The sequence below is a fragment of the Novosphingobium sp. genome (assembly GCF_027486195.1).
GTDB lineage: Bacteria > Pseudomonadota > Alphaproteobacteria > Sphingomonadales > Sphingomonadaceae > Novosphingobium.
This window is the reverse complement of the sequence record NZ_JAIXPP010000074.1, coordinates 56,948-74,520: the sequence shown is the minus strand read 5'-3', so window position 1 is coordinate 74,520 and position 17,573 is coordinate 56,948. Positions and strand designations below refer to the sequence as shown.

14 protein-coding genes are annotated in these 17,573 nt (G+C 66.2%); 7 read left to right on the top strand and 7 right to left on the bottom strand.

The genetic code is table 11. The features are described from left to right. Positions 1-12: 12 nt before the first annotated feature. The 3 genes from ileS to Q0071_RS14565 are packed head-to-tail and all read left to right on the top strand — an operon-like array spanning position 13 to position 3,826. Entirely contained in the window at positions 13-2,871 is a 2,859-nt protein-coding gene (gene ileS / locus Q0071_RS14575; protein ID WP_298170906.1) for an isoleucine--tRNA ligase, read from the top strand. Continuing rightward, the gene (gene lspA, locus Q0071_RS14570) at positions 2,868-3,413 is read left to right on the top strand and encodes a signal peptidase II (protein ID WP_298170903.1); all 546 of its coding nucleotides are present in this window, start codon (positions 2,868-2,870) and stop codon (positions 3,411-3,413) included. The genes ileS and lspA overlap by 4 nt, the downstream gene beginning before the upstream one ends. Then, positions 3,413-3,826 (top strand): DUF3035 domain-containing protein, encoded by a 414-nt coding sequence (locus Q0071_RS14565; RefSeq protein WP_298170900.1) that lies wholly within the window; start codon positions 3,413-3,415, stop codon positions 3,824-3,826. Before lspA ends, Q0071_RS14565 begins: the two co-directional genes overlap by 1 nt. A 116-nt stretch (positions 3,827-3,942) precedes the next feature. On the opposite strand, the gene Q0071_RS14560 is transcribed toward Q0071_RS14565, so the two are convergent. Beyond that, positions 3,943-5,268 (bottom strand): hemolysin family protein, encoded by a 1,326-nt coding sequence (locus tag Q0071_RS14560; protein WP_298170898.1) that lies wholly within the window; start codon positions 5,266-5,268, stop codon positions 3,943-3,945. Between the two features lie 157 nt (positions 5,269-5,425). On the opposite strand from Q0071_RS14560, the gene Q0071_RS14555 reads away from it, so the two are divergent. Beyond that, on the top strand, positions 5,426-6,118 hold the full coding sequence (locus Q0071_RS14555; protein WP_298170895.1) for an OmpA family protein: 693 nt from the start codon (positions 5,426-5,428) through the stop codon (positions 6,116-6,118). A 92-nt stretch (positions 6,119-6,210) separates the two neighbouring features. Continuing rightward, positions 6,211-7,212, top strand: a complete 1,002-nt coding sequence (locus Q0071_RS14550; protein WP_298170892.1) for an aldo/keto reductase — start codon at positions 6,211-6,213, stop codon at positions 7,210-7,212. Positions 7,213-7,264: 52 nt separating this feature from the next. Here the strand turns inward: Q0071_RS14550 and dnaA are convergent, their stop codons facing one another. The 6 genes from dnaA to Q0071_RS14520 form a co-directional block, all read right to left on the bottom strand. Next, a complete protein-coding gene (gene dnaA / locus Q0071_RS14545) occupies positions 7,265-8,668 on the bottom strand; it encodes a chromosomal replication initiator protein DnaA (protein ID WP_298170889.1) in 1,404 nt (467 codons plus the stop codon). Positions 8,669-9,227: 559 nt separating this feature from the next. After that, complete coding sequence (rpsT, locus tag Q0071_RS14540) at positions 9,228-9,488, bottom strand: 30S ribosomal protein S20 (RefSeq protein ID WP_147159619.1); 261 nt, start codon at positions 9,486-9,488, stop codon at positions 9,228-9,230. 148 nt (positions 9,489-9,636) lie between these two features. Then, entirely contained in the window at positions 9,637-11,058 is a 1,422-nt protein-coding gene (locus Q0071_RS14535) for a cytochrome P450 (RefSeq protein ID WP_298170885.1), read from the bottom strand. Positions 11,059-11,130: 72 nt separating this feature from the next. Next, positions 11,131-12,144, bottom strand: a complete 1,014-nt coding sequence (gene hemH, locus Q0071_RS14530; RefSeq protein WP_298170882.1) for a ferrochelatase — start codon at positions 12,142-12,144, stop codon at positions 11,131-11,133. Positions 12,145-12,152: 8 nt separating this feature from the next. After that, positions 12,153-14,456, bottom strand: a complete 2,304-nt coding sequence (locus tag Q0071_RS14525) for a molybdopterin cofactor-binding domain-containing protein (RefSeq protein ID WP_298170879.1) — start codon at positions 14,454-14,456, stop codon at positions 12,153-12,155. A 10-nt stretch (positions 14,457-14,466) separates the two neighbouring features. Next, positions 14,467-15,396: an Mrp/NBP35 family ATP-binding protein gene (locus Q0071_RS14520; protein WP_298170965.1), complete on the bottom strand. Its 930-nt coding sequence runs from the start codon at positions 15,394-15,396 to the stop codon at positions 14,467-14,469. A 171-nt stretch (positions 15,397-15,567) separates the two neighbouring features. On the opposite strand from Q0071_RS14520, the gene Q0071_RS14515 reads away from it, so the two are divergent. Next, complete coding sequence (locus Q0071_RS14515; protein ID WP_298170876.1) at positions 15,568-16,695, top strand: protease modulator HflK; 1,128 nt, start codon at positions 15,568-15,570, stop codon at positions 16,693-16,695. 1 nt (position 16,696) lies between these two features. Beyond that, entirely contained in the window at positions 16,697-17,554 is an 858-nt protein-coding gene (locus Q0071_RS14510) for a protease modulator HflC (protein WP_298170873.1), read from the top strand. Positions 17,555-17,573: the final 19 nt, after the last annotated feature.

The following is a 17,573-nucleotide window of genomic DNA, read 5'->3' as shown; positions in this document are numbered from 1 at the left end:
GGCCCGCCGATCATGACCGAAGCTCCAGACTACCGTTCGACCGTCTTCCTGCCGAAGACCGATTTTCCGATGAAGGCCGGCCTGCCGCAGAAGGAGCCGGGCATTCTTTCGCGCTGGCAGGATGAGGGGCTTTACCAGCAGCTGCGCGAGGCGCGTGCGGGCGCGGAGAAGTTCATTCTTCATGACGGCCCGCCCTATGCCAATGGCGACATGCATATCGGCCATGCGCTGAACCATATCCTGAAGGACATGGTCTGCCGCACGCAGAGCCTGCTCGGCAAGGACGCGCCCTATGTGCCCGGCTGGGATTGCCATGGCCTGCCCATCGAGTGGAAGGTCGAGGAAGAGTACCGCAAGAAGAAGAAGAACAAGGACGAGGTTCCGCCGGTCGAGTTCCGCGCCGAATGCCGCGCCTATGCCCAGAAGTGGGTGGACGTGCAGCGCGAGCAGCTGAAGCGGCTGGGCATCCAGGGCGATTGGGATCACCCCTACCTGACGATGGACCCGGAAGCGGAAGGCACCATCGTTGCCGAACTGCTGAAGTTTGCCGAGAGCGGCCAGCTCTATCGCGGCGCTAAGCCGGTGATGTGGTCGCCGGTGGAGAAGACCGCGCTGGCTGAGGCGGAGGTCGAATACGAGGATATCGTCTCGACCCAGATCGATGTGGCGTTCGAGATCGTTGAGTCGCCGATTGCCGAACTGGTCGGCGCGCATGCGGTGATCTGGACGACGACGCCTTGGACGATCCCGGTGAACCAGGCTTTGGCTTATGGGCCGGAGGTTGAGTACGGCATCTACAGGCCATCCTTCAAGGCCGGAAGCTACGAAGGTGAAGCACCGAATGGTACGAGGCCCGCACCTTGGGCGCACGCGGCAATCCTTTTTGCCAAACCTCTGGAAGCAAGCGTTCGGGCGCGTTTCCAAGCTGCGAACGGCTTTGAACTTCAACTGCAAGAAATTTGGGTGGGCAAAGGCTCCGACCTAGCCGGAACCATCTGCCGGCACCCGATGCACCGTCTCGGTGGGTTCTTCGCCAAGCCGCGCCCGATGCTGCCCGGCGATTTCGTCACGACCGACAGCGGCACGGGCCTTGTCCATATGGCGCCGGATCATGGCGAGGACGACTTTGCGCTGTGCAAGGCGCACGGGATCGAGCCGGTGTTCGCGGTGCTCGGCGACGGCAAGTACCGCGAGGACTGGGGCTGGCTCGGCGGGCAGGGCTCGGTCATCAATCCGAAGTTCAATGCGCCGGACGGGCCGATCTGCGAGGCGCTGCGCGAGGCTGGCGGGCTGGTGGCGGCGAGCGCGGACTACAAGCATTCCTATCCGCATTCGTGGCGTTCGAAGGCCAAGGTGATCTATCGCTGCACGCCGCAGTGGTTTGTGCCGATGGACCGCGAGAGCGCCGGCGGCACGCTGCGCGAGAAGGCGACGAAGGCCATTTCCGATACCCGCTGGGTTCCGGAAAAGGGTGAGAACCGCATTCGCGCGATGGTCGAGGGGCGGCCGGACTGGGTGCTTTCGCGCCAGCGCGCGTGGGGCGTGCCGATCACGCTGTTTGTGGACCGCAAGACCGGCCAGTACCTCGCCGATCCCGCCGTCAATGCGCGGATCGTGGCGGCCGTGCGCGCGGGCGGTGTCGATGCGTGGAGCGAGGAGCGCGCGCAGGAGTATCTCGGGGCCGAGTACCGGCTCGAGGACTACGAGCGCGTCACCGACATTCTCGATGTGTGGTTCGATAGCGGCAGCACGCATGCCTTCGTGCTCGAATCGGGCAAGTGGCCCGATCTGCTGCGCCCGGAAGGCTACACCGGCCCGCATGCCGATCTCTATCTCGAAGGCTCTGACCAGCATCGCGGCTGGTTCCAGTCCTCGCTGCTGGAAGCCTGCGCCACGCGCGGCCATGCGCCCTACAAGGCGGTACTGACCCACGGCTTCACGATGGATTCCAAGGGCATGAAAATGTCCAAGTCCTTGGGCAACACGATCTCGCCCATCGACCTGATGAAGGAATATGGCGCAGATATCCTGCGGCTCTGGGCGCTATCGGTCGATTTCACCGAGGACCACCGGATCGGGAAGGAAATCCTCGGCGGCGTGGCGGACCAGTATCGCAAGCTGCGCAACACCTTCCGCTATCTGCTGGGCGCGCTCGAAGGGTTCGATTGGGAGGCCGAGGGCGTGGAAGCGGCGGATATGCCGGAGCTGGAGCGCTATATGCTGCACCGGCTGAGCGAGCTTGATGTGACGCTGCGGCAGGCTATCGCGGATTTCGATTTCAACACCTACACCCGCGTGCTGATCGATTTCTGCAACGAGGACCTGTCCGCGTTCTACTTCGATATCCGCAAGGACTGCCTCTATTGCGATGCGCCTGCGGACCCCAAGCGGCGCGCTTATCGGTCGGTGCTCGATGTGCTGTTCCACGCGCTGGTGCGCTATGCGGCGCCGGTGCTGGTATTCACGGCGGAAGAAGTGTGGACGACGCGGTTCCCGGATCGCGGCAGCGTGCATCTCGGCGCGCTGCGCGACCTGCCGGCAGAGTGGCGCGACGAGGCGCTGGCGACCCGGTTCGACGGGCTGCGTGCACTGCGCACCACGGTGACAGAGGCGATCGAGCCGCTGCGCCGCGACAAGGTGATCGGATCGAGCCTGCAGGCCGAAGTGACCGTGCCCGCTAGTGCGCCAGAAGGTGACCTCGCCGAACTGTTCATCACCGCGTCAGTCGCGCGCGGGCAGGGCGACGAGGTGACGATCACGCCAACCACCCTGCACAAGTGCGGCCGCTGCTGGCGGCACCTGCCCGAAGTGACCGAGGACGGCGCGCTCTGCGCCCGGTGCGACGACGTGGTGGCGGGGCTGCCGGCATGAGGAGCCCTGCGGTCCGTCTCGCAAATGGGCGCGCTGCCGGGTTTGGCCTGGCGCTGGGCGTCTTCGCGCTGGACCGGGGGATCAAGGCGTTCGTGGCGGGGCCGCTCGATCTGCAGGCGGTCGGCCTCATCAAGCTGCTGCCGTTCTTCGATCTGCGCTGGACCGAGAACTACGGCGTTTCCTACGGCATGTTCACCGCGGATTCGAGCGAGACCAAGCTCGTGCTGCTGGCGATGACCGGTCTGATTGCCTGCGGCGTCGCGGTGTGGATGCTGCGCGAGAAGGTGCTGGGCGAGATTGCCGCGCTGGCGCTGGTGCTGGGCGGGGCGCTTGGCAATATCTACGACCGGTCCACGCGCGGCTATGTGATCGACTATGCCGATCTCCACATCGGCCAGTGGCGTCCGTTCCTGATCTTCAACCTCGCCGATGCCGCGATCACCTGCGGCGTGCTGATACTGCTTGCCCGGTCGCTGCTTTCGCGCGAAAAGCCCGCCGAAGCGGCGGATGCTGACAATGATACCGCCACGGAGACTGTTTGATGCGTAAGTCCCTCACCATCCTGATGCTTGCCGGTGGCGCAACGCTGCTTGGCGCGTGCTCGCAGGGGGGCTCGCTGTTCAACCGCATCCGGCCTGACGAATTCGCGGTGAGCCGGCAGGCGCCGCTGGTGGTGCCGCCCGATTTCGCGCTGATGCCGCCCAACCCCGGCGCGCCGCGCCCGCAGGATGTCGATAGCTCGAAGCAGGCGCTCGATGCCCTGTTCGGCGGCACGGCCCCGCGCAGCGCGGTGGAAACCGATGCGCTGGGCAAGGCGGGGGCTTCGGCCGTGGGCATCCGTAACGTGGTCGGCGATCCGAAGACCAAGACCGTGGCCAAGGGCGCCGCGGTGCGCGATATTCTTGCCGCGCCGGAAGGCGACGGGCGCGAGGCGCGGGCGCAGATTCCGGGCTGATTTCCCTTACTTCGTCATTGCGAGCGTAGCGAAGCAATCTAGGGCGTCAGTGCATGGTGCTCTGGATTGCTTCGTTACGCTCGCAATGACGAAGGGTTGGTCACGAGTTCCCGGCCTCAGCCGTCCAGCACAGGCGCGGTGTGGGCGGGCTTGACCTTGCTGGCCAGCAGCTTGTCGATCTTGCGGCCGTCCATATCGACCACTTCGAAACGCCACCCCTGATCGTGGAAATGCTCGCCTTCGCTCGGCAGGCGTTTGAGCACCGAGAGCGCGAAGCCGGCGGCGGTAGCGAAATCCCGGTCTTCGGGGAGTTCGATGGAAAGCCGGTCCGCCAGCGCATCGGCGGGGAGCGCGCCCGAGAGCAGCAGCGAGCCATCCTCGCGCTCCACGATCATCGGCCCGTCGCCTTCGTCGCCATGCCCGACGAAATTGCCGACGATCGCATCGAGCAGGTCCGCCGGTGTGATGATCCCTTCGAGATGGCCGTACTCGTCATGGACGAGCGCGATGGCGATTTCGGCGTGCTGGATCACCCGCAGCGCGTCCATCGTATCGAGCTGGTCGGGCACGATGGCCGGCTTCTTCATCAGCCGCGCGAGCATGACCTTGCGGCCGCGCAGGAGCACGGAGAGCACATCGCGCACCTTGACCACGCCGACCACGTTATCGACCGAGCCATCGGCGACGAGGAGCAGCGAATGCGGGCTATCGGCGATGGCGGCACGCAATTCGGTTTCCGGCGCACGGCGCTCGATCCAGTGCAACTCGGTGCGCGGGGTCATCACTTCGCGCACGGGGCGATCGGCGAGGCGCATGATGCCGGTCATCAGCGCGCGCTCGTCTTCCTCGATCACGCCGGAGCGGGTCGCTTCGGCGAAGATCATGTGGAGTTCCTCGGCCGTCACGTCCTGTTCGGCGGTGCGGTTCACGCCGAAGAGGCGCAGCAGCAGCGAGGAGGAACTGTCGAGCGTCCACACGAAGGGGGCCGTGGCGCGGGCCATCAACCGCATCGGCGCGGCGGCGACGATGGCGATGGGCTCGGCCGCGCGCAGGGCAAGCTGCTTGGGCACCAGTTCGCCGACGACGAGGCTGAGGTAGGTGGTGATCGCAATGACCAGCACGAAGCCGACGATGGGGGCCCATTCACCGGGCAGGCCGAGCGCGGCGAGGCGTTCGCCGGTCGGTCCGCCAAGGCTTGCGCCGGAGTAGGCACCCGCGATGATGCCGATCAAGGTGATGCCGATCTGGGCGGTGGAGAGCAGCTTGCCGGGATCTGCCGCGAGTTCGAGCGCCAGTTTTGCGCCCTTGCTGCCGCCCTCTGCCGCGACCTTCAGCCGGGCGGGGCGTGCCGAGACGATCGCCAGTTCCGTCATGGAAAACAGGGCGTTGAGAAGGACCAGCCCGAGGATGATGAAGGCGTCTGGCCAAGGATAAGGGGTCACGCGGGAAGCGCTAGCAGATTTGCAGGCGCGCGCGAAGGCCCGCTATTCGGCTAGCGTTCAGGATGATAGGGCGAATAAGCACGCCGGAACCGCAAGAGGCGGCAGTCGTTCAATTACAGGGACACTCTCGGGAGAGTCCGTTCACAGGGGAAGTACCATGAAAATCCGGCGCGTTCTTGTATCCAGCCTTTGCGCTGTTTCGCTCGTCAGCCTCTCGGCCTGCGTGACCGATCCCAACACCGGCCAGCAGAAGGTTTCTCGCACTGCGATTGGTGCGGGCGGCGGCGCGCTGGCGGGTCTGCTGCTGGGCGGCCTCATTGGCGGCGGCACCGGCCGCATCATCGGCGCGGGCATCGGCGGCGTGGCGGGCGCGGCGGTGGGCTACACCTATGACAAGCAGATCAAGCAGCTGCGCGAGCAGACCGCCGGCACCGGCGTGGACGTCAGCCCGGTCGATGGTGGCAAGGCGATCCTCGTCAACCTGCCCAACGGCGTGACGTTCGATACCGACAGCACGGTGATCAAGCCCGGCTTCCGCGACACGCTCGACAAGGTGGCGCAGAGCCTGGTGCAGTATCCGGATTCGCTGATCGACGTGACCGGTCACACCGATTCGACCGGTTCGGATGCCTACAACCAGCGCCTTTCGGAAAACCGCGCCAGAGCGGTGGCGGACTATCTCGCCTCGCGCGGGGTTTCGGCGCCGCGCATCCGCAGCCAGGGCCTTGGCGAGAGCCAGCCGATTGCCTCGAACGCCACCGAGGAAGGCCGTTCGGCCAACCGCCGCGTGGAAATCAAGATCGTGCCGGTGACGCAGGATGATGTCGCCCGCGCGCGGCAAGGTCAGTAACTGGGGCAGTAACTGGTGAAATAGCCTATCCCAGCCGGGTTGACGTCGTGTCGGCCCGGCTGGCATCGCTCCTTGCGAAAAGGAGCGCTGCCATGACCTGTACCCGCCGCACGATTGCCGGTCGCGAGACCAACCCCATCGGCCTTGGCTGCATGTCGCTGAGCTGGGCCTATGGCACTCCGCCGAGCGACGAGGACGGCAAGAGCCTCCTCGCCCGCGCGCTTGATCTGGGCTACGATCACCTCGATACCGCGCGGATCTATGGCGACGGCCACAACGAGACGCTGATCGGCGAGGCCCTGTCCGGCCAACGCAACCGCTTCTTCCTCGCCAGCAAGACCGGGATCATCGTCGACGGCAAGGCGCGGCGGATCGATTGCAAGCCCGAGACGATCCGGGGTGCGCTCGAGACTTCACTACGTCTGCTCAAGACCGATCACATCGATCTCTACTACCTCCATCGCCGCGATTTCACCGTGCCGATCGAGGAATCGGTCGGCGCGCTGGGCGATCTGGTGCGCGAAGGCAAGATCGGCGGCATCGGCCTTTCGGAAATGTCGGCCGATACGGTGCGCCGCGCCCATGCCGAGCATCCGATTGCCGCGCTGCAGACCGAATACTCGCCGATGACGCGCAATCCCGAAATCGCGGTGCTGGAGACCTGCCGCGAGCTGGGCATCACCTTCGTGGCGTTCTCGCCTGTCTGCCGCGGGCTGCTGGTGGATGAGCGGCCTGATCCCGCTGCGATGCCCAAGGGTGATATCCGGCCGAACATGCCGCGCTTTCAGGGCGAGAACTGGGCGCACAACCTCACGCTTGCGGAAGCTTTCGCCGCGCTGGCAGCGCGCGAAGGCGTAACGGCGGCACAGCTGGCGCTGGGCTGGATGCTGGCGCGGGGGCCGCATGTCGTGGCGATTCCGGGCACCTCGCGGCAGGATCATCTCGCCGAGAACATCGCGCGGTGGGACTGGGAGCCTTCGGTGGCGCTGGTTGCCGAGGTCGATGCGCTGATCAATCACCAGACCGTGGCAGGCCACCGCTATGGTCCGGTGATGCAGGCGACGATCGATACGGAAGAGTTCGAGGCGGCTTGAACAAAGCCCTTGGGACCGCGAGGGCGATGGCCCTCGCGGTCTCCCTGGTTCTTCAGTCTTCCAATTGCCGCAGCAAGGTCCGCACATCGCCGTCCATATCGGCGTCGCGTGTGCGCAGTTCCTCGATCAGGCGCACCGCGTGGATCACGGTCGAGTGATCGCGCCCGCCGAACTTGCGGCCGATTTCCGGATACGAGCGCGGCGTCAGCACCTTGGCGAGGTACATCGCGACCTGCCGCGGGCGCACGACTGCGCGGGCACGGCGCTTGCTGGCCATTTCGGTGCGGTCGACGCGGTAGAACTGGCAGACCATCCGCTGGATCTCATCGATCGTGATGCGGCGGCGGTTGGCCGAGAGGATATCGGTGAGCTGTTCCTCGGCGAGCTGGAGCGAGACCGGCTGGCCGGTGAGCTGCGCATAGGCGATCAGCTTGTTGAGCCCGCCGACGAGTTCGCGCACGTTGCGATTGATCGTGCGGGCGAGGAACTCGATCACGTCTGCCGGCACCTGCGTGCTGGTGAAGCGCGCGAGGCGGTGTTCGAGGATCTTGCGGCGCAGGTCGATGTCGGCCGGCTGGATATCCGCGACGAGGCCCATCGAGAGGCGCGAGAGCAAGCGTTGCTCGACCCCGTCCAAGGCCTGCGGCGCGCGATCGGCGGCGACGACGAGGCGCTTGCCTGCACTCATCAGCGCGTCGATCGTGTGGAGGAATTCCTCCTGCGTGGAGGCCTTGCCGATGATGAACTGGATGTCGTCGACCAGCAGCAGGTCGAACCCGCGCAGACGGGCCTTGAATTCCAGCATCTCGTTCGAGCGCATGGCCTGCACGAACTCGATCATGAAGCGCTCGGCCGAGCAGTAGAAGATGCGCGCGCCCGGGCGGGCGGCGGCATAGGCGTGGCCGATGGCGTGGAGCAGGTGTGTCTTGCCCTGTCCCGTCGCGCCCTTGAGGTAGAGCGGCGAGAACTGCGGCGTTTCCAGCGCGGCCATACGCTGTGCTGCGTTGACCGCCAGGACGTTGGCCGAGCCCGAAACGAATTCGGCGAAGGTCAGCGAAGGATCCAGCCCCGTCACGGCGGCATCGGCGCTGAGCGGCATCGCCGGCTGGCGCTGCACCGGCGTGATCGGCCCGGTATCGTTGGCGGGCATGCCGCCCATGCGCAGTTCCGGCATCGCACGGCGGCGCGGGTGAACGGTGATGCGCACTTGGCGCACTTCCGAACGCGCGATCTTCCATGCCAGCGAAAGCCGGTCGGCAAAGCGGTCGGCCACCCAGTTCGCGGAAAACTCGGTCGGCAGGAACAGGTCGAGCGTCCCGGTTTCCTTGCAGAACGTGCCGACCTGAATCGGCTTGATCCACTGGCTGTGAAGTTGCGGGCCGAGGTCCTTCTTCAGGCCCTGGCTGATATCGGCCCAATCTGCCGCAAGATCGAGCGCTTCCTGGTCCTCGATCATCGCGTTGTCCCGTCCTTTTCTGCTTGGTGCGGCGTCTGCCGCTTGGGCTGCGGTGCCCCGTCCACCGCCGCCTGCAAATTCATCCATTTTCACGCGCCGCTACCCTCACCCAGATCGCCTGCTTCAGCACCCCCTGCCGCAGGCATAGTCCTACCCCGTACCGGGAAAGCACCCCTGCTCCCGGTCATGAAACTTGCGAATGTCGTGACCCCGAATTGGCTACCAAACCTGCTGAGGCAGAGTCCGCGTCGCATCGGGAAGAACTGTCTATTGGCCTTGGGGAGAGATTCGCAAGCGCCGAGTCGCAAAAAAACTGAAATAAAGAATCTTGACTTGGCAAACATGGCGGAAATCAATCAAATAATTGATTTTATTGAATTTTGTTTAGAACCGCCTGCGAATCGGCAGAAAACTGCGACTTGTGCGTGACAAGGCCAATGCGGAGCGTGACAGCATACGCTGTAACAGGGGCGAAACAAAACGCGGCCGGTGTCACAGACACCAGCCGCGTTCCGTTTTCGTACGTAGTGCTAGCCCGTGCAGGCCCGCACGAAGCGAATCAGAGCGAAGCGACTCGCTTCGACAGGCGCGACATCTTGCGTGCCACGGTGTTCTTGTGAAGCACACCGCGCGCCACGCCGCGTGCCAGTTCCGGCTGGGCAGCGTGAAGAGCTTCGGCCGCAGCAGTCTTGTCACCACCGGCGATCGCGGCCTCCACCTTCTTCACGAAGGTGCGGATGCGCGAGAGACGGTTGCCGTTGATCTCGGCACGGTTGGCGTTGCGACGAATGCGCTTACGGGCTTGCGGCGTATTGGCCATGTCTGTCCTGTTTCAAGAGCTCTGGCAGCCCGCTTGGCACGGGCCGCAAACAATCCGGTTCACCCCGGCAAGGCGACGAGCCTCCCGGGAAAGCGCGGCCCATAACTGCGGCATGGCGAATCGTCAACCGTTTGCGCGGTGCGGACAGTCAGGCAAGTCGCACAAACTTCACGCGCAGGCCATCCCGGGGCTTCGGGATCGGCCAGGGCTGCCATGTCGGCTCATAGCCCGGCTCCGCTTCCACCCGGTACCGCGTGAGGATGTGGTGGACGAGAAGCTTGGTCTGCATCGTCGCGAAGTGGAGGCCGAGGCACATATGCGCGCCGCCGCCATAGGGGATCCACGCATACTTGTGCCGCGCGGCGACTGCGGCCGGCGTGAAGCGCATCGGATCAAACCGATCCGGCTCCGGCCAGTGCGCCGGATCCGCGTGGACCGCAGCGGCACTCACACCGACATTGGTACCGGCGGGAATGCGATATCCTCCGAAGGTGAAATCGCGCATCGCCCGGCGCGGGGTCGAAGGGACCGGCGGCATGATCCGCAGGGCTTCCTTCATCGCCATTTCGGCAAGCTCCATCTTGCCGAGCGAATCGAAGGCAAGCGCCACGCCGTCCCCGCCCGCCGCCGCACGTGCCTCGGCGCGCAGCTTCTCCTGCCACTCGGGATTCTTCGCGAGGTGCCAGATCAGCGTGGTGAACGAGCTCGTGATGGTGTCGTGGGCTGCCATCATCAGGAAGATCATGTGATCGACCACAACGTCCTCGGGCAGCAGGTCGGCAGACGGATCATCATCACGCCGCGCCATGGCAAACTGGCTGAACATGTCCTGCCCGGGCTTTGCGCGCCGCTCGCGCACGAGGCGGGTGAAGTACTCCACCATCAGCTTGCGCCCGGCATAGCCCTTGCCCATCGCCGTGAACGGCAGCGGCCGCCGCACCGGCGCGACCGAGGCCTGCACCATGTCGACGAAAGCCTTGTTGAGCATGTCCGCTTCCGGCCCCAGCGGCAGGCCGAGGAAGCTGGTCGCCGCCGTTTCCAGCGTCAGCGCCTTGATCGCGGGATAGAACTTGCGCTCCCCTTCGCCCCAGGCCTCCACCCCGCGCGCGATATCGGCGTTGAGCGCGGCGCAGTAATGGCGCATCGGCTCCGGCTTGAAGGCGATCGAGAGCGCGCGGCGATCAGCACGGTGCGCGGCGAAATCCAGCAGCATCAGCCCGCGCGGGAACAGCAGGTTGAGCACCGGGCCCCAGCCCTGTTCGGACGAGAAGATCTTGTCGCGGTCGAACAGCACGAGTTCGTTGGCCTCTGGCCCGATCAGCGTGACCTGCCGCCGCCCGAAGCTGCGCGTGCGGTAGACGTCGCCGTACTTCGCGCGCATGCGGTTGCCGTAGCCGATCGGATCGGCCAGCAGCTGGAACGTGGTGCCCAGCACCGGCCAGCCATCCTCACCCGGAATCGAATCGAGCTCGCGCTCGTCCTTCAGCCGGACCCAGTGGGGATTGCCGCGCTCGCTCTGCACGTCCTGCGGACGGATCGGTTGCGGATGGTTAGCTGCGAGACTGGCCATGCCTTGCTCCTGATTGCGTCCTTAACCGATCGGTTAATGACACGCCTGTAAGCAAAGTCAATTTCCGCAAGCTCAAATCCAGCCTGCAAGTTCCCTGCGCACCAGCGCCTCGAGCATGTCCATGCCGGCCTCGGTGGTGTTGAGGCAGGTGAGCGCGGCGAAATGCGTGCCGCCCGCCGCTTCGAAATCCTCGCGCCCGCGGATGCCGAGTTCCTCGATTGTCTCGAGGCAATCGGACGAGAAGCCCGGCGCGGCGACGGCCATGCGGCGAATGCCGTTGCTGGCCTGCACCTTGATCACGTCGTCCGTCGCAGGTTCCAGCCACTTGGCGCGGCCGAAGCGCGACTGGAAGCTGGTCGCGACCATCAGGTCGGGGTGCGAGCTGGCAAAAGTCTCACTCAGGAGGCGCGCGGTCTTCTGGCAGTGGCAATGATAGGGATCGCCGAGCCGCAAGGTGCGCTCGGGCATGCCGTGGAAGCTCAGGACGAGCAGCTCAGGCTCGAAATCGAGCGCGGCGATCTGGGCGGAAAGGTCCGTGTGCAGGGCCGTGATCGCCAGCGGATCGTCGAAATAGGGCGGCAGGGTGCGCAGCGCGGGCAGGCGGCGGCGATCCTTGATCCAGTTCGCCACGGCATCGAGCGCACTTGCCGTCGTCGCGCCCGAATACTGCGGATAGAGCGGCGCGACGAGAATGCGCTCGCAGCCATCGGCCAGCAGCTTGTCGAGTTCCACTGCCATCGCGGGCTTTTGGTAGCGCATGGCGTAGCGCACGATGGCCGCGTCTCCGAGCCGCGCCTGCAGCGCGCGTGCCTGCGCCGCGGTGTGGTAGGCAAGCGGCGAGCCGTCCTCGGTCCAGACCTGGCTATAGGCATGGGCCGACTTCCTCGGCCGCGTGCGAAGGACGAGGCCGCGCAGGATCGGCTGCCAGAATATCTGCGGGATTTCCACCACGCGGCGGTCCGAAAGGAACTCGGCGAGATAGCGCCGCACCGCGCCTTCGTCGGGCGCGTCGGGCGTGCCGAGGTTGACCAGGAGCACCCCGATCTTGCCGGTGATAACCCGGGGATGGTCGGCAGGTTTATCCATTGGGCTGATCAAAGGCCTTCAGAAAGCAGGGGCAGGCGGCGAAAGCGCAGTCCTGTGGCAGAAAACAGCGCGTTGGCAATGGCCGGTGCGACTGCGGTTGTCGCAAGCTCGCCCGGGTCGAACGGTTGCTCGTCCGACTCGGCAAACGCAATATCAACCTTCGGGCAATCGGCAAGCAGCGGCAGGCCCAATTGCGAAAGTCGGCCCGCTGTCGGCAGGCCCGCCGTATAGGCCGTGCTGCCGCCGATCGCCTGCGCCAGCGCAAACAGCATCCCCCCCTCGACCTGTTGGCGCGCGATATCGACGTTGAAGATCCGCCCGATATCGAGCCAGGCACTGAGCTGGTCGACCCGGATCGCGCCTTCTTCCTGCCGTGCGGTGGCGACCACGGCGATGAACCCGCTGCGCAGGCCCTCGGGCGCGGCGAGGTCCATGCGGTGGCACGCAATCCCTTGCCCCGATGCATCCGCCCCGCCGCCCCACATCGCCATCCGCGCGGCACCGACGAGGCAGGCGGCAAGGCGCGGCTGCCCGGTGAGCATGCCGATGCGGTAGGACAGCGGCTCGGCCCCGCCGAAATGCGCGCATTCATCAATGAAGCTCTCGGTGAAGAACGCGCTGTAGCCATGGGCATTGCCGCGATAGCGCGCGGTCGGCAGCGGCAGCGAAACCGGCACGTGATCCACCGCGCGCTCCGGGATCGCATAGAGCGGCATCGCGCCTTCGCAGGCCAGCGGATCGGCGCGGCCTCTGGCGGCGGCCTGCGCGCCTAAGGCATCCGCCCCGTCCAGCAGCCGCGCGCCTGCCTCGATCGCGGTGGCGGGCAACGCCATGCGCGTGCGCCAGCCGAGCAACTGCCGTTTGTCCGGCCCGATCGAAGCGGACAGCAGCGCGGAGACCGGTGTGCGCGGATAACTGGCGAGCGATTCCTCCCAGCGTGACCATACGAGCTGGACCGGGCGCCCCAGTGCCTTGGCGATCTCCACCGCCTCCACCGCGATGCGCGCATCGAGCCGGGCATCGAAACTGCCGCCGGCGTGCATCACATAGACCACGACATTGCGGCGCGGCACGCCCGCAGCCCGCGCTGCCTGCCGCCGCACCAGTTCGGGCGCCTGCGTCGCGAGCCAGAGTTCGAGCTTCTCGCCGGTCAGCCGCGCGGTGGCGGTGGCGGTTTCTAGCGGGGCGTGCGGCGCGGGCTCTACATCATAACGTGCGGTGAGGCTGGGCTTGGCAAGCAAGGCATCGGGATCGCCTTCCGCCTCGAGCCGGGTCGCCGCTCCCTTGCGCAAGGCGCTATCGATGCGGGCATCGAGCGAAGGGGAATCGGCAATCCGCCCCGCGGCATGAAAGCGCGGCTCCATCGCCAGCACTGCCTTGTGCGCGGCGTGCCAGGTCTTCGCCGCTGCTGCGACCCAGCGCTTCGACTGGACCACGCCGACGACGCCGGGGATGCCCTCGGCCGCCTTGCGATCGAAGCTTGAAAGCACCGTGTCGCCCTGCGGTCCATGCACGATCGCCGCGTGAACCATGCCCGGCACGCGCACGTCTCCGGCAAAGACGAAGCTGCCATCGGCCTTGGCGGGCAAGTCGAGCCGGGGGTAGCGCGGGCGGGCACCATCGGGGAACTGGCCGGGCCGCTCCTTCGGCGGCTCCGCGCGCAGGGCCGGCGGATCGGGCGGATCATAAGCCACCGCATCCGCAACCAGCGCGGCGAAGGCCAGTTTCTGATCATTGGGCCGCTGCTTGCCGTTCACGACGAAATGCCCCGCCGTGTCGAGCGTCTCCCACCGGGCGGACCACTTGGCCGCCGCCGCCTGCATCAGCATGGCGCGCAGCCCCGCTGCCGCCGCGCGCAAGGGCGCTTCGAACGCTGCCAGCGCGGTGCCCTCGGCGGTGATCATCAGCGGCTCGCGCTCGGCGTGGTTGCGCGCCAGCCAGTCGCCGGGCGAATCCGCCAGCGCGGGGAGCATGCGTGGCTGCCACAGCGGCCCCCAGCGCGCGGCCAGCACCGCATCGCCGTAGACCGGGCTCGGCGGTGCAGGCTCCACGCCCACCCGTTTCCAGTCCGCGCCGAGTTCGACCGCGACGATCTGCGCCATCAAGGTGGAAATGCCTTGCCCCATCTCGCAGACCGGCACGGCCACGCTCACCGCGCCATCGGCGGCAAGGCGGATGAAGCTGTCGAACACATGCTCGCCCGGCCCCGCCACAAGGGCGCTGGCATAGCGGCGGGGCGAGAGCGCGAAGGCCACGAGCAGCGCACCTGCGCCGCCCGCGCCGATCAGCAGCCCGCGCCTGGTGAGCCTCATGCCTTGAGCCTCATCCCTTCTGCGCGTCCAGCCAGGCGAGCACGCGCTGCGCGATCCCGGCAAAGATCGCCGCTTCGGGGCTATCGCCCGCCGCCATCGGCTCGCCCGCATCGCTCGATTGGCGGATCGCGAGGTTCAGCGGCACGCGGCCAAGGAAGGGCAGGCCCATGGTCTTGGCCGCAGCTTCAGCGCCGCCCGAACCGAACGGATCGCTCGTCTCGCCGCAGTGCGGGCAGACGTAACCAGCCATGTTCTCGACCATGCCGATCAGCGGCACATCGCCCTGTTCGAACAGGCGGATCGCGCGCGCGGCGTCCATCAGCGCAAGATCCTGCGGGGTGGAGACGATCACCGCGCCTGCCGGCTTGTGCTTCTGCAGCATGGTGAGCTGCACGTCGCCAGTGCCCGGCGGCAGGTCGACGACGAGAATCTCCGCATCGCCCCAGTGCGCATCGATCAGCTGGCCCAGCGCATTGCCCGCCATCGGCCCGCGCCACGCGATGGCCTGGCCCGGCTGGACGAGATGCCCCATCGAGAGCATCGGCACGCCCCACGGGCTCGGCACCGGGTGGATCTTCTGATTCTCGGCCTCGGGCTTGCGGCCTTCGGTCGCCAGCAGGCGCGGCTGCGAGGGGCCATAGATATCGGCGTCGACGAGGCCGACCTTGCGCCCCATCTTGGCCATGGCCACGGCAAGGTTGGCCGAAAGCGTCGATTTGCCCACGCCGCCCTTGCCCGAACCGACCGCGATGATGCGCCGGGTGACGCGTTCGGCGGTCATCCCCACGCGCACATCGGCGGCCCCGGCGGCGCGCGCCGCCTCGCGCACTTTGGCTTCCAGCGCATCGCGGCCCGCGCGGTCGAGCCCGCTTACTTCAAGGATGATCGAGGCGGTTTCGCCTTCCGTCCGCGCGGTCTGCAGCCGCGCGCCGGCGGCCATGCGGATCGCCTGCTCCAGTGCCGTCTGATCAAGGCTCAATGCCAACATCCCATGTCTAGAGGGCGTATGCCCTAACGGACGCCCCCTAGCAGAGGAATTTTGGCAGGGAGACACTGTTTTTAACCGCAGAGCGTACCTATAGTCCTCCTCATGATTTCTTTCGGTGGACGTATGTCGAAGATCGGCCTGGCAATGGCCGGCAAGAAGAGCCCTTGGGGCGCAGGCGATGCGGGGAGCGGGGAGCCTTCGGGCGAAGCTGTCGGCGATGGCGGCGAGAGCGGCGACGCCGCTCCGGAAAGCCCGCCGTCTCCCCCGCGCGGCAGCGGTCCGCGCAATCCCTGGCTGCCGCCTTCCTCGGGCGATGGACGCCGCGGGCAGACCCTCGAGGATCTGTTCAAGCGCCGCAGCGGCGGTGGCGGCGGCGGTGGAGGCCCCGGCTTCCGCCTGCCCCAGCGCCCCGGCGGCGGCTCATGGGTGCCGGTTGCGATCGGCCTTGTCCTGCTCGTCTGGCTCGGCGCCACAATGGTTCATCGCGTATCCCCGCAGGAAAAGGGTATCGTCACAACCTTCGGTGCCTACAGCCACACCATCGATTCCGGTGTCTCGTTCACGCTGCCCTGGCCGATTCAGGCCGTCACGGTCGAGGATGTCACTTCGATCCGCCGCGATTCCATCCCTGAAGGCGATAGCGAGCGGCTGATGCTGACGGGCGACCAGAACCTCGTCGACCTGACCTATCTCGTCCGCTGGAACATCAAGGACCTCAAGCTCTACACCTTCCAACTCGCCGAACCCGATGCCACGGTGAAGGAAGTGGCCGAGGCGGCGATGCGTCAGTCGATCGCCGAAGTCTCGCTCAACGATGCGATGGGCTCCGGCCGCGCATCGATCGAATCCAACGTGCGCGAACGCATGCAGCACATTCTCGATGCCTATCGTTCGGGCGTGAAGATCCAGGGTGTGGAAATCAAGAAGACCGACCCGCCGGCCAAGGTTGTCGACGCCTTCAAGGAAGTGCTCGCCGCCCAGCAGGATGCGCAGAGCGACATGAACCGCGCCGAAGCGCGGGCCCAGCAGCTGATCCAGGGTGCGCAGGGCGAGGCGACCGCGTTCGACAAGGTCTATGCGCAGTACAAGCTGGCCCCAGAAGTGACGCGGCGGCGCATGTATTACGAGACGATGGAGCGCGTGCTCAGCCAGACCGACAAGGTCATTCTCGAATCCTCCGGAGTCATGTCCTACCTCCCGCTGCCGGGGATCAAGCAGACCCCGCCTGCCGACAACACGGAGCGCCGCTGAGATGGAACAGACCCTGATCCGCCTGTGGCAGGAACAGAAGGCAGTGCTGATTGCGCTCGCCGTCGGCATCGTCGTGCTGCTCAGCTGCGTCACCGTGGTGGGCGAGCAGGAGCAGGCGGTGATCGTCCGGCTGGGCGAGCCAAACCGCGTGGTCAACCGCTTCCGCCCCCAGGTCGATTTCGGCCAGACGGGCGCGGGCATCGTGCTGCGCATTCCCTTCATCGAACAGGTGGTGCGGATCGACAAGCGCGTGCTCGATGTCGATCTCGAACGCCAGCAGGTCACATCGGCCGATCAGCGCCGGCTTGAAGTCGATGCCTATGCGCGCTTCCGCGTCATCGATCCGGTGAAGATGTACGAGACCGCCGGCACGGTCGACAAGGTGGCCGAACAGCTCCAGCCGATCCTCAACTCGGTGCTGCGCCAGGAACTCGGCAAGCGCACCTTCGGCTCCTTGCTCACCGCTGATCGCGGGCAGGCCATGGTCAGTATCCGCAAGGGTCTGGACAAGGAGGCGCGTGAATATGGCGCGCAAGTGATCGATGTGCGGATCAAGCGGGCGGACCTGCCCGATGGTGCCCCGCTCGAAAGCGCCTTCACCCGGATGAGCACCGCGCGCCAGCAGGAAGCCGCCACGATCCGCGCGGGCGGGCGAAAGAATGCCCAGATCATCGAAGCCACGGCGGCGGCGGAGGCGGCGAAGATCTATGCCGACAGCTTCGGAAAAGACCCGGAGTTCTACGACTTCTACCGGGCGATGCGCAGTTACGACTACACCTTCGCGCAGAAGGGCAGCAGCACTTCGATCGTGCTTTCGCCTGACAACGCCTATCTGCGCCAGTTCAAGGGCGGCAAGTAACCGCACCCGTTTCTGGCCG

What these genes read in the sequence shown, in the direction of transcription:
- ileS (WP_298170906.1), top strand. Translation starts at nt 13, where the DNA reads ATGACCGAAGCTCCAGACTACCGTTCGACCGTCTTCCTGCCGAAGACC.
- lspA (WP_298170903.1), top strand. Translation starts at nt 2,868, where the DNA reads ATGAGGAGCCCTGCGGTCCGTCTCGCAAATGGGCGCGCTGCCGGGTTT.
- Q0071_RS14565 (WP_298170900.1), top strand. Translation starts at nt 3,413, where the DNA reads ATGCGTAAGTCCCTCACCATCCTGATGCTTGCCGGTGGCGCAACGCTG.
- Q0071_RS14555 (WP_298170895.1), top strand. Translation starts at nt 5,426, where the DNA reads ATGAAAATCCGGCGCGTTCTTGTATCCAGCCTTTGCGCTGTTTCGCTC.
- Q0071_RS14550 (WP_298170892.1), top strand. Translation starts at nt 6,211, where the DNA reads ATGACCTGTACCCGCCGCACGATTGCCGGTCGCGAGACCAACCCCATC.
- dnaA (WP_298170889.1), bottom strand. Translation starts at nt 8,668, where the DNA reads ATGATCGAGGACCAGGAAGCGCTCGATCTTGCGGCAGATTGGGCCGAT.
- rpsT (WP_147159619.1), bottom strand. Translation starts at nt 9,488, where the DNA reads ATGGCCAATACGCCGCAAGCCCGTAAGCGCATTCGTCGCAACGCCAAC.
- Q0071_RS14535 (WP_298170885.1), bottom strand. Translation starts at nt 11,058, where the DNA reads ATGGCCAGTCTCGCAGCTAACCATCCGCAACCGATCCGTCCGCAGGAC.
- hemH (WP_298170882.1), bottom strand. Translation starts at nt 12,144, where the DNA reads ATGGATAAACCTGCCGACCATCCCCGGGTTATCACCGGCAAGATCGGG.
- Q0071_RS14525 (WP_298170879.1), bottom strand. Translation starts at nt 14,456, where the DNA reads ATGAGGCTCACCAGGCGCGGGCTGCTGATCGGCGCGGGCGGCGCAGGT.
- Q0071_RS14520 (WP_298170965.1), bottom strand. Translation starts at nt 15,396, where the DNA reads ATGGCCGCCGGCGCGCGGCTGCAGACCGCGCGGACGGAAGGCGAAACC.
- Q0071_RS14515 (WP_298170876.1), top strand. Translation starts at nt 15,568, where the DNA reads ATGTCGAAGATCGGCCTGGCAATGGCCGGCAAGAAGAGCCCTTGGGGC.
- Q0071_RS14510 (WP_298170873.1), top strand. Translation starts at nt 16,697, where the DNA reads ATGGAACAGACCCTGATCCGCCTGTGGCAGGAACAGAAGGCAGTGCTG.